Origin of the sequence: Cupriavidus sp. CuC1 (assembly GCF_044627735.1) — a bacterium.
Classification (GTDB): Bacteria; Pseudomonadota; Gammaproteobacteria; order Burkholderiales; family Burkholderiaceae; genus Cupriavidus; species Cupriavidus ulmosensis.
Window position 1 is genome coordinate 21,058 of sequence record NZ_JBIUHC010000115.1, and the last position, 11,111, is coordinate 32,168.

Below are 11,111 nucleotides of genomic sequence, written 5' to 3' on the forward strand. Positions count from 1 at the left end.
GTGCATCATTCGACCTCCCAGTTGGAGTCTGATGATGTCAATTATGGACGACATGGACGACGCGAGCTTTGGGCCCGGACAGTGAGGGCTACCCCCTCACCCAACCACCACCTTCAAACCCGATATCGACCGGCAGGAACTCGGCAATCACCTCGGCGTTGCTGCGCAGGTGATTGGTCACTTCGTTCACGGTGAAGCTGCCGCCGCCCGCCAGGGCCATTGGCAGCAGGAGCTGGTCGGCCAGGTGCGGGCCGAGCGTCCCCGGCGGCGCCGGTTGCTGCCTTCAGCCTTCATCGCGTCACGTTCGTCGCGTTCAGCCCTTCACGCACACCACCTGCTTGAGCGTGTGGACGATCTCGACGAGGTCGGACTGCGCCGCCATCACCGCGTCGATGTCCTTGTAGGCCATCGGGATCTCGTCAATGACTTCGGCATCCTTGCGGCACTCGACGCCTTGCGTGGCCAGTCGCTGGTCTTCCACCGAAAACTGGCGCTTGGCTTCGGTGCGGCTCATGGTGCGGCCCGCACCGTGGCTGCAGGAGCAAAACGATTCCACATTGCCCTTGCCGCGCACGATGTAGGAGCGCGCGCCCATCGAACCCGGGATGATGCCGAGCTCGCCCGCCTTGGCGCTTACCGCGCCCTTGCGGGTTACCAGCACGTCTTCGCCGAAGTGGCGCTCCTTCTGCACATAGTTGTGATGGCAGTTCACCGCCTCCATCTCCGTGGCAAAGGGCTTGCCGATCACGCCGCGCGCGGCGTCCAGCACGTTGGCCATCATCGTCTCGCGGTTGCGTCGCGCGTACTGCTGCGCCCACTCCACCGCGAACACGTAGTCCTCAAAGTGCTTGCTGCCTTCCACCAGGTAGGCCAGGTCGCGGTCGGGCAGGTTGATGAAGTGACGTCGCATATCCGCCCGCGCCAGCTCGATAAAGGTATTGCCGATGGCATTGCCCACCCCGCGCGAGCCCGAGTGCAGCATGAACCAGACCGACTGGCTCTCATCCAGGCAGACCTCGATAAAGTGGTTGCCACTACCCAGTGTGCCCAGGTGATTGCGGTTGTTGGTGCGCTCCAGCTTCGGGTACTTCCGCGTGATGTGCTCGAAGCCGCCGGCCAGCGCGGCCCAGCTCGCGTCCACCGCGCGCGGCACGTCGCCCCAGGCGCCACTGTCGCGCCCGCTGCGGTTATTGGAGCGGCCGTGCGGCACCGCTTTTTCGATGGCCCTGCGCAACGGGCCAAGGCTATCGGGCAGGTCGCTGGCGACAAGCGTGGTCTTGACGGCCATCATGCCGCACCCGATATCCACGCCGACCGCCGCCGGGATGATGGCGCCGCGGGTGGGGATCACCGAGCCGATGGTGGAACCGATGCCCGGGTGTACGTCCGGCATCACGGCCAGATGCTTGAAGATGAACGGCATCTGGGCGGTGTTGGCGAGTTGCGCGCGAGCGCCGTCATCGACGGGCACGCCATGGGTCCACATCTTGACCGGGTGGCCGGTGCCGGGCTGGAATACGTCGTAATTCTCCTTGCTCATGTCTTCATCTCTCTTCGCCTTGCGGCGGGACTACACTGGCGTTGGCCAGCAAGATACCCTCCTAATTAACCGTGATGTAGTTCCACAGGCATTCGCCCATAAGCTCTCCTTTTAAATCGTAGAACAATGCGGCATCGCCACGACAAGGATTGGCAGGATTTACGCTGCATCCGCAGCGGCCGGAATTGAACCGGCAATCACCAGATGTAATCAGCCCGGCATTCGCCAGTCACCGCCGAACTTCACGGCTTCACAGCTTCACACTTAACAACTTCAATACGACTTCAATACGTCACTGCGTCATAGCCGAGATCTCGCCCACCCAGTGCCCGGCCTGCAACTGCACGGCGGCGAAGGCGGCAACGTGCTGGGCGTGTGCCGCCGGAGCAAGAGCCAGGCCGAGGCCGGGCGCGCGCTGTTTGCCGTATCGCGGCTGGGCAAGAGCAGCCGCAACGACAGGGAGCGGCTGGCCAAGTACCTGGGCAAATGCGGCCTGCCCTTCGTGGCCGCGAGCCAGTCCTAGCTTAGTGCCTCGGCCGCGATCCGCGCGGCGGATGCCAGCACGTCGTTGCGATAGGCCGCGTCCTTGTCGCGTTGCGTGAAATAGATGGCCAGCACGATGGGCGGCTTTCCGGGCGGCCATGCCACGCCAACATCGTTGGCCGTGCCGTAGTCGCCGGAGCCCGTCTTGTCCGCCACCTGCCAGTCCGCCGGCACGCCGGCGCGGATCCGCGTGGTGCCGGTGGTGTTGCCGCGCATCCATGCCACCAGCCTTTCGCGCTCTGCCCCGCCCAGCGCATTGCCCAGCGCGAGCCGTTGCAGGCTGGCTGCCATGGCTGCGGGGGTCGACGTATCGCGCGGGTCGCCAGGTATCGCCGTATTGAGTTCCGTCTCCCAGCGGTCGAGCCGGAACTGGTCGTCGCCGATCGAGCGGGCAAACGCGGTCACGGCGGCGGGGCCGCCGAGCAGTTTCATCAGCAGGTTGGCGGCCGTGTTATCGCTGTACTGAAGGGCGGCCGCGCACAGCTCGGCTACCGTCAGGCCGTCGCCGACGTGCTTCTCGGTGATCGGGGAATACGCGACGAGTTCGGCCTTCGTGTAGGCAATACGCCGTTGCAGCAGTCCGCTTTCAGCCGCGCCGCGCTTCAGGATGGCGGATGCCGCCAGCACCTTGAATGTGCTGCAGAGCGGGAAACGTTCGTTTGCCCGGTGGCTAATCTGCGCGCCGTTGGCCGTGTTCAGCGCCACGACGCCGAGCCACCCTCCGGCAGCGGATTCAAGGGCGGCAAGGCGGTCTTGCGCCGCCGCGCTCCCTTCAGCTCTGCCTACCAGCGAAGTACAGGCGCCAGCGAAGGGGACCGAGGCAGCAGCGAGCAGCAGCGTGCGACGAGCGGGGGAGTGTGTCATCTGTCTTTTCCTAAGATGCCTAAGATGGAGCGGCTACCTGCATCAGAGCGAGCCCAATAGTCCCGGCAACGCCTGCAAGAGCGCATCGCGCGCGCGCAATCCTGCGCTGACCGGCTCCTTCCTTTCATCCTGGACCAGGCGCGCAAAGACTACGTTCCGGCCGTCCTTCGTCGCCCAGCCGACAAACCACCCATACCCGTGGCTCCAGTCCTCGGCGCCATTGGCCAGGCGCGGGGCGCCGGTGCCCGTCTTGCCGTGAACGGCCCATCCGTTTGGCAACTCGCCGAGCGCCATGATCCGGCTCGTCATGTCGTAGGCATGCGCGGTCACGGGCAATTTGCGGTTGACCACCTTTTGCAGGAAGGCGACCTGCTCCAGCGGCGAGATCTTCAACGACGAGCTCAGCCACGCATGCGTCAGCCCATTGTGCTTGCCGGGGTCACCGGAGAAATCGCCGTTGCCGTACTGGAACTCGCTGATGTACCGGCGCAAGCGCGCTTGGCCAAGCTGTTGCGTCACTTGTTGCGAATACCACACCACCGACGTCTTCATCCAGCTCTGCGGATCCGTGGTGACGCGCTTGGCGGGGTTGCTCTCGTGATATGCCTCGCGATACGGCATGGCCGGCGCATGCTCGTCCGCCAGCAGCCCCGAGTCGAAGCCCATCAGGCTGAGCGGGACCTTGAACGTCGATGCGGCGGTCACGCGCTGGTCGCAAGTGCCCTCTTGTTTAAGCACCTTGCCGCTACTGGCATCCGCCAGGACCGTGCACATCACCTCGGCGCGGGCGGTTGAGAAGGACAGCGCCGCGCAGAGCGCGGTGAAGATGGCGATTGGCTTCAAGATTATCTCCGTGATTTATATGAGCGCGATCGAATTGGCGGGCCGGGCCGGCGCACGAAACGGAGCATAGGAGCGCAGCGGCATGACGCCAAGCCCACTGGCTGTAACCTGCGTAACATGGCATCCTCAGGGCGCGCGCTGATGGCACAATCCCGGCACGTCCGCTTCACCGCCCCATACAACAGTTCCATACAACAGCCCCATACAACAGTCCCGCATGCGCCACCCCGCTCTTGCCATCGAGCTATCCGCCCCCTATCTGGTCAACGGCGAGCCCGCGCGCTACCAGAGCCTGTGGCTGCTCGCCGCCATCTGCGCGGCCGCGCGCAACGGCGGGGCCAGCCTGCCGGCAGTGCACCTGCAAACCCGCTTCCCCGATGCCGCCAATATCCGCATGCTGGTCTCGCGCGCGTTTGCCGACTTCGCGCGCTGGGGCGTGCCGGTGGGCTGGGGGCCGGACCGCGGCCGGGGCATCGCGGGCCTCAACCCGGCGCGCCGCAGCCGCGGGCCGTTCTGGATCGAGCCGGCGGCCTGCAAGCGCGTGCGGTTCACCGTGGATGGCCGCAGCGCTGGCGATGCGGCGTTGGCGCGCTTCGTGGGGCTGGGCGCTGCCGCCGCGAAGCACGGCGCCCGCCAAGCGGATGAGGCACACCCCGCGGTCGACTACGTGATGCGCGACATCAGCTACTGGAGCCACCTCACGCAAGCCATGCGCGGCATGCAGGACGGCGTGGGCGTTGCCGGCGTCGCAGGTGGTGGTGCCAGCAACGGGGTAGCGGATGCCCTGCGCGCCGCGCAGCGCTGCGCCACCGACGATTTCCAGCATGCCTTCGCGCTGCTCAAGGAAAGCCTGGCGTGGCGGCGCGGCGACGACCTCGCGCGCAGCCGCGCCGCGCTCCAGCGCTTTGACCGCATCGTGGGCACCGGCACCGTGGACACGGCCGTGCCCACCTTCGCCGCCATGGCGCGCGTGGTGCGGGCCTGGGAGCGCTATGCGGGCAATCAGATGGAGGCCGCGCAGGCGGAACTGGAAGGCCTTGGCGCCGATCCCGCGCTGCAGCCCGTGGTGCGCTACAACCCGCGCGTTCGCTTCGAGACCCTCAACCTCGGCGCGCTGATCCACAAGACAGTGGCCATACGCGACATGGCAGCGCAGCCGGAGGCGGCGCGGCAAGCGGCAGAAGCAGCCGTGGCAGGCTTCTCCGGCGCCTTGCAGGCAGCCTACGAGGCGGACTCGGTGGATGCCGCGCAGCACGTGGCGGCCAACCTCGGCCTTTGCCTGTGGCTGTTCTGGAACCACGCGCTGATCGATCCCGGGCGCGCATGGCCGGCGGGCCAGGTGCAGCGCCAGGCCGTGCGCTGGCTGGGCTTGTCGGAATGGATCTGCGACCGCTTTGGCGTGGGCGGCGGCTCGGCGTGGAACATCATCTTCCTGCTGCGCATCGCGCGCGGCAACTGCGCGCAGGACGGCGGCGGGGCGCTCAAGGCGTTTCGCGCGCAACACCCGCTGCTGCTGGATGAGGCGGTGGACGCGCTGCGCCCCTTCCATGCACCCTTTGCCCGGGCCAAGGGCTTTATCAGCTGGTCGTCGCTGGCCAGCTTTGCGCTCGACGAGCACGACACCGGCCACGTGCATTACGGCGCCCTGCAGCTCGCCAACCTGCTGCTGGAAGCCAGCTGGTTCCACGCCTTCGAGCACGGCGCCACGCCCACCGCGTTTGCCACGGTGGAGCGCCTGGCCGGGCTGCTCGGCAAGCTGCGCCCGGCGGAGCGCCGCTTCTTCCTAGCGGCCATCACCGCGCTGCCACGCGAGCTGCAACTGGCCGCGACCGAAGCCATCCGCGCCGCGCCGCGCCCTGCCCGCAAGGCCAAGGCAAAGCCGCGTCCGCCAGGCTGACACATAACGTTCATCGTGTCGAAACATCCCATCCGTATATTTCCGCCTCGCTAGCAGGGTTAGCAGGGACAACAGGGAGATATAACAATGGGTAACCACAAAACGAACTGGCAAGCCGGCCCCGCCTTGCGCGTGGGCCTTGGCGCCATCCTGGCCGTCCTGGCCACAGCCGCCGTGCTGCACGGCTGCGGCAGCGACAGCACAGATGCGGCGCCGGTCACGCCGTCCGGCGATGCACCCAGCGCCAGCGCCAACATCCAGGCCGCGTGGGTCGAGATCGGCGACAGCAACCAGGCCATCGCCCGCGTCATCACCAACTATGCGGCGCCGACCTCCGCCGCAGGCAGCGCATTGCCCTCGAACTCCCTTTGCCCGCTGCTGACGGTGGACGGCGTGCAGCAACGCATGGCGCTGCGGATCGGCGCCGGCACGATGGCGCTGCGCACCACCGCCAGCGCCGCGGCCGACTCCAAGGCGTCGGATTTCCCGGTCTCCGTGTGCGAGGCCACGCTGCCGGGCGGCGCCGCCGCTGCCAGCGTGGCGGGCCAGACGCTGCCGCTGCCCAAGGCCCAGCCGCAACGCGTGCTGGTGCTGGCCGACACCGGCTGCCGCCTGAAGAAGGCGGATAACGCCTACCAGCCTTGCAACGATGGCACCGCCTGGCCGTTTGCCGCGCTGGCCACCACCGCCGCCGGCATGAACCCGGACCTGGTGCTGCATATCGGCGACTACCACTACCGCGAAAACCTCTGCCCGCCCGATATCGCCGGCTGCCAGGGCACGCCGTGGGGCTATGGCTGGGATACGTGGCAGGCCGACCTCTTCAAGCCCGCCGCCCCGCTGATGGCCAAGGCACCGTGGGTGCTCGTGCGCGGCAACCATGAAGAATGCGCCCGTGCCGGCCAGGGCTGGTTCCGCTTCCTGGATCCGCGCCCGTACTCGGACGCGCGCTCCTGCAACGACCCCGCCAACGACAGCAACGCCAACTACTCCGAGCCCTATGCGGTTGCGCTGGGCACCGGCTCGCAGGTCATCGTGTTCGACTCGGCCAAGGCGGGCAAGGCCGCCCTGCCCACCACCGACCCGCAGTTCATTGCCTACCAGAAACAGTTCCAGACGGTGGGCTGGCTGGCCGCCAAGCCGGGCATGACCACCACGATGTTCACCAACCACCATCCCATCCTGGCGTTTGCGCCGGTGGCGGGCAGCAACCCGGCGCCGGGCAACCTGGCCCTGCAATCGGTGATGAGCAACGCCAACGCCCAGGCCTACTACCCGCCCGGCGTGCAAGTGGCGCTGCACGGCCACGTGCATGACTTCCAGGCCATCAACTTCGCCTCCAGCCACCCGGCCACCATCGTGTCCGGCAACGGCGGCGACAACCTGGACGTAGCGCTGCCCGATCCGCTGCCGCCCGGCACGATTCCCGCGCCCGGCACCGTCATCGACAAGATCACGCACAGCAGCAGCTTTGGCTTCCTGATGATGGAGCGCAACGCGTCGCCCGCCACCGGATGGACCTTCAAGGCGTACAGCGTGGCCGGCAAGCTGATGGCTACCTGCGTGCAAACCTCCAATACGCTGGCTTGCGACAAGACCGGCTTCCTGGCGCCGTGATCGGGGCCACGCGCGCCGCCATCGCCGCCTTCGCCGCCCTCTGTCTTGCGGCTGGCGTTGGCGGCGCTGCCCTGGCAGCGCCCGCGCCGGGGGTGGCGCTGATGCCCGGCGCCCCGCCCGCGAGCGTGCTCGACACCATCGGCAACGGCACGCCAAAGGTCGCCGCCAAGGTCGACCCTACCGCCACCGTGTTCCGCCCCGATCCGGCGCTGGCCGCGCTGGGCAAGCGCATCTTCTTCGATGCGCGCCTGTCCGAGCCGCGCGGCACGTCCTGCGCCGGCTGCCACGACCCCGCGCGCGCGTTCGCGCCGACGCTATCGCCCGCGTCGCTGGCCGGCCCCCACGTGCCCCAGGGCAGCCGGCCCGGCCGCTTCAGCCTGCGCAACGCGCCCTCGCTGCTGTACGTGCGCTACATCCCGCGCCGGTACTTCTACCAGGACGACGACGCGCCTTACGCCTCGCCCTTCGGCGGCCTGTTCGCCGACGGCCGCGCCGATACGCTTGCCGAACAGGCGCGCGGCCCCTTGCTAGATCCCAACGAGATGAACAACGGCACCCCGGCCAGCCTGCTGCGCAAGGTCAAGGGGACCGAGCTGGCGCCCGCGCTGGCGGCGCGTTTCGGCCCCGCCGTGCAGACCGATCCCGAGCAAATGCTGCTGGCGCTCGGCAAGGCGCTGGAGGCCTACCTGCAGAGCGATGAGATGGCGCCGTTCAGCTCCCGCTTTGACGACTACCTGCGCCGTCGCACGCCGCTAGCCCCGGCCGAGGCTCGCGGCCTGGCCTTGTTCAAGAATCCGGACAAGGGCAACTGCATGACCTGCCATGCGCTCTCGGACACCGCCAGCCGGCCGGAGCGCTCGCTGTTCACGGATTTTGGCTACGATGCGATAGCCGTGCCCCGCAACCGCGCGCTGGCCGCCAACCGCGATCCCAAGCGCTTCGACAATGGCCTGTGCGACACCGCCCGCCGCCTGCGCTGGCCCGAGCCGGAGCAATGGTGCGGCTACATCCGCACGCCCGGCCTGCGCAATGTCGCGGTGCGCCAGAGCTTCATGCACAACGGCGTGTTCACCACGCTGCGCGATGCCGTGGCCTTCTACAACACGCGCTCGACCGATCCGGGCAAGTGGTATCACGGCACCAGGACGTTCGATGACGTGCCGGCGGCGTATCGGGGCAATGTCAATATCAACTCGACGCCGATGAACCGGCGCGCGGGGACCACGCCGGCCATGACCGAGGCCGAGATCGACGATCTCGTGGCGTTCCTGCGCACGCTGACCGATGCGCCCTATGTGGGCCTCATGCCGGCAGCCACGACCGCGAAGCCCTAGCGGGCTGGCTCCGCGCAGACTGCCTCGGCCTCGAACCCGCGAAAGACCCGTTGCGTGGGATCCGGCGCGGGCTCGATCTCGCCGCCGTCCTTGCCCGCCAGCCGCAGCACCTGCCCGGCGCAGCTCTTCGCCGCGGCATTGCGCTGGTAGCGGAATTCGTACTGCCAGCCCGGCAGCGGCACAAAGGAAATCCCCACCGCACACCGGTACGGCAGATCGCCGGGAGCTGCGGCCGCGGCGGCCGCGGTCAGGTAGAGGCGCTGGCCAGCCACCAGCCACCGCTCGCGCGTGCGGCTGGGCGGCTCCGGCGACGTCCCCGCCATGGCCAGGTCGCGCTCCGTGCCCATCGCGGTCAACTGCTTGCCGGTACCGGCAAGCAGGAGCGGCTTGGGCGGCTTCGGGCACTTGGTGGCATCCACCACGTTGAAGGTCGTGTTGTCGTCCGTGTTGGTCACCAGCCGGATGCGGGCGGCGGGCGTGCCGGTCTCGACCCGATAATGGGAAATGCAGCCGGACAGGGCAAGCGCCAGGATGCAGATCGATCCGGGCGGGATGGCGGTTTTGCGGACTTTCGACATGGGGATGCAGGAAAGTTGGCCATCGGCAAAGCATACCTGCTTTGATCATGACGGTTTTCCCCAAGAGGCCAACCGTATGACGCATGGCACAATGGCCACGAACGTGCGCGTTCGGTCTGTCAGGTGGCCAATCAACAAATACCGCCCGCTCAACATGATAAATATCAATCACATCTACGCATTCCTTGAGCTGGTGGAGCAGCGCAACTTCAACGCCGCCGCGGAGAAACTGCACCTGACCCAGTCGGGCCTGTCGCGCAAGATCAGCGCCATCGAGGAATGGGTCAACCAACGGCTGTTCGAGCGCACCACCCGCTTCGTCCGCCCTACCCGCGCCGCCATGGTGCTGGCGCGCCACTGGCGCGAGGCGCTGGTCAGCTATCAGGCGGGGCTTGCGGAGATTGGCGCAACGGACGCCGACCTGGCCGGCTCGCTGTTGATTGGCGTGAGCGCAACCTCCCGGTTTGGCGAGTGGCAGAAGTTCAGCGACCTGTTCTTTCAGACCTTTCCCAGCGTGAATGGCCGCGTCGAGTCGATGCCTTCGCAAGACGTGGTGTTCTATGTGCGCAACGGCGACCTGGACGTCGGCTTTTGCGGCGGCCCGATCGCGGACGACAGCCTGGGCGTCATCCAGGTCGAACAGATCCGCTACCGCGCGCTCCTGCCTGACGACCATCCGCTGGCGCAGCGCGAGGCGCTGGCCATGGCGGACCTGGAGGGGGAGGGGCTGAGCCTGGTGAACGCCAAGACCTGGCCCCGGGTGCGAGAGAACCTGGACGCCTTGCTGGCGCAACGTGGCCTGCTCGAGGCAGTCGCCTACGAGTCCAACTTCATCGACCTGATCCTGCGGGACATCATCGACAACGGCCACATCGGCATCCACCCACTGGCCGAGAACTACCTGCTGCCCCGAGGCGTGACGCTGCGCGAGATCGATGACCTGGCGCTCTGCCTGGAGAATATGTTCGTGTGGCGAAAATCCACCACCTCGCCCCTGGTCCGCAGCATGGTAAGCATGCTGACGCGCTACTGCAGCGGGGCTGCGGCAAAGGCGTGAGGGCCGGCCATTGGCCGGCCCTCACGCGCACTAGCGCCCGACGAAATTCGCCTTGCGCTTCTGGGTGATGCTGCCCATGCCCTCCTTCAGGTCATCGCTTTCCAGCATGAAGGACAACTCCTTCTGCATGCGATAGGCCTCCACCGCAGGGCTGTCCGGCACCACGGCATTGACCAGCCGCCGCAGCCGCGCGATGACCAGCGGCGAGTTGTCCGCCAAGGCCCTCGCATACTCGAGCGCCGCGTTTAGCTGCTCGCCTTCCGGCACCAGCCGGTTAACCAGCCCGACCTCATAGGCGCGCCGCGCCGGCAGTACGCCGCCGAGCAACATCACTTCCATCGCCACCTTGTGCGGAATCCGCGCGGCCAGTCCCGCGATCATGCCCATCGATACGCCCAGCTTGGCTTCCGGATACATGAAGCGGGTCGTCTCCGTGGCCACGCAGAGATCGCACATCTGGACCAGCGTCATGGCCGCGCCCAGGCACCAGCCGTTGACGGCCGCCACCAGGGGCTTGCCCGACGGCGCACCCGCGCCGGGGATGCTACGCGCGATATCCTTGGGGAAGCCATGGAGATCGGCGCCCATCGTAAAGTTCTCGCCGTTGGCGCAAATTGACGCCGGCCAGCGCACTGCCCGCGTTGAGCTGGCACAGCGAGTCGTGCAGCCTCTGCACGACCTCATCGCTGAACAGGTTCTTGCCTGGACGGTTCAGCGTGATCGCGACCCGATCCCGCTCCTCATACAACACGACCTGATCTGCTAGCCGTTAACAAAAAGTGTTGAAAGCTCAAACGGGGCCGGTTTTGAACCGGCCCCGTTTGTTTTGTGGGGGACG

The 11,111-nt window shown here is 67.2% G+C and carries 10 protein-coding genes and 1 pseudogene; 5 read left to right on the top strand and 6 right to left on the bottom strand.

Annotated features, from left to right (window positions below):
* Window positions 1-88: 88 nt before the first annotated feature.
* Both ACGLHR_RS36115 and ACGLHR_RS36120 read right to left on the bottom strand, forming a co-directional pair.
* Window positions 89-250 (bottom strand): annotated as a pseudogene (locus ACGLHR_RS36115) (RNA 3'-terminal phosphate cyclase); the annotation flags it as partial.
* Between the two features lie 63 nt (window positions 251-313).
* Entirely contained in the window at window positions 314-1,540 is a 1,227-nt protein-coding gene (locus ACGLHR_RS36120; RefSeq protein ID WP_400099962.1) for an RtcB family protein, read from the bottom strand.
* 325 nt (window positions 1,541-1,865) lie between these two features.
* Between ACGLHR_RS36120 and ACGLHR_RS36125 the strand changes: the two genes are divergently transcribed.
* Entirely contained in the window at window positions 1,866-2,063 is a 198-nt protein-coding gene (locus ACGLHR_RS36125; protein WP_400099964.1) for a hypothetical protein, read from the top strand.
* On the opposite strand, the gene bla is transcribed toward ACGLHR_RS36125, so the two are convergent.
* Together bla and blaOXA are read right to left on the bottom strand one after the other, a co-directional pair.
* A complete protein-coding gene (gene bla / locus ACGLHR_RS36130; protein ID WP_400099966.1) occupies window positions 2,060-2,947 on the bottom strand; it encodes a class A beta-lactamase in 888 nt (295 codons plus the stop codon). The genes ACGLHR_RS36125 and bla overlap by 4 nt on opposite strands.
* Before the next feature lie 42 nt (window positions 2,948-2,989).
* The gene (gene blaOXA / locus ACGLHR_RS36135) at window positions 2,990-3,790 is read right to left on the bottom strand and encodes a class D beta-lactamase (protein ID WP_400099968.1); all 801 of its coding nucleotides are present in this window, start codon (window positions 3,788-3,790) and stop codon (window positions 2,990-2,992) included.
* A gap of 217 nt (window positions 3,791-4,007) precedes the next feature.
* Here blaOXA and ACGLHR_RS36140 point away from each other — a divergent pair, with 217 nt between their 5' ends.
* The 3 genes from ACGLHR_RS36140 to ACGLHR_RS36150 all read left to right on the top strand — a co-directional run bounded on the left by ACGLHR_RS36140 (window position 4,008) and on the right by ACGLHR_RS36150 (window position 8,638).
* Window positions 4,008-5,687, top strand: a complete 1,680-nt coding sequence (locus tag ACGLHR_RS36140) for a hypothetical protein (protein WP_400099970.1) — start codon at window positions 4,008-4,010, stop codon at window positions 5,685-5,687.
* An 87-nt stretch (window positions 5,688-5,774) separates the two neighbouring features.
* The gene (locus tag ACGLHR_RS36145) at window positions 5,775-7,304 is read left to right on the top strand and encodes a metallophosphoesterase family protein (RefSeq protein ID WP_400099972.1); all 1,530 of its coding nucleotides are present in this window, start codon (window positions 5,775-5,777) and stop codon (window positions 7,302-7,304) included.
* Window positions 7,301-8,638: a cytochrome-c peroxidase gene (locus ACGLHR_RS36150; protein ID WP_400099974.1), complete on the top strand. Its 1,338-nt coding sequence runs from the start codon at window positions 7,301-7,303 to the stop codon at window positions 8,636-8,638. The genes ACGLHR_RS36145 and ACGLHR_RS36150 overlap by 4 nt, the downstream gene beginning before the upstream one ends.
* Here the strand turns inward: ACGLHR_RS36150 and ACGLHR_RS36155 are convergent.
* Window positions 8,635-9,216, bottom strand: a complete 582-nt coding sequence (locus ACGLHR_RS36155; protein WP_400099976.1) for a hypothetical protein — start codon at window positions 9,214-9,216, stop codon at window positions 8,635-8,637. The two genes, ACGLHR_RS36150 and ACGLHR_RS36155, sit on opposite strands and share 4 nt — an antisense overlap.
* A 154-nt stretch (window positions 9,217-9,370) precedes the next feature.
* Here ACGLHR_RS36155 and ACGLHR_RS36160 point away from each other — a divergent pair, with 154 nt between their 5' ends.
* Complete coding sequence (locus tag ACGLHR_RS36160; protein WP_400099978.1) at window positions 9,371-10,273, top strand: LysR substrate-binding domain-containing protein; 903 nt, start codon at window positions 9,371-9,373, stop codon at window positions 10,271-10,273.
* Between the two features lie 30 nt (window positions 10,274-10,303).
* Here the strand turns inward: ACGLHR_RS36160 and ACGLHR_RS36165 are convergent, their stop codons facing one another.
* Window positions 10,304-10,861, bottom strand: a complete 558-nt coding sequence (locus ACGLHR_RS36165) for an enoyl-CoA hydratase-related protein (RefSeq protein WP_400099980.1) — start codon at window positions 10,859-10,861, stop codon at window positions 10,304-10,306.
* Window positions 10,862-11,111 lie beyond the last annotated feature (250 nt).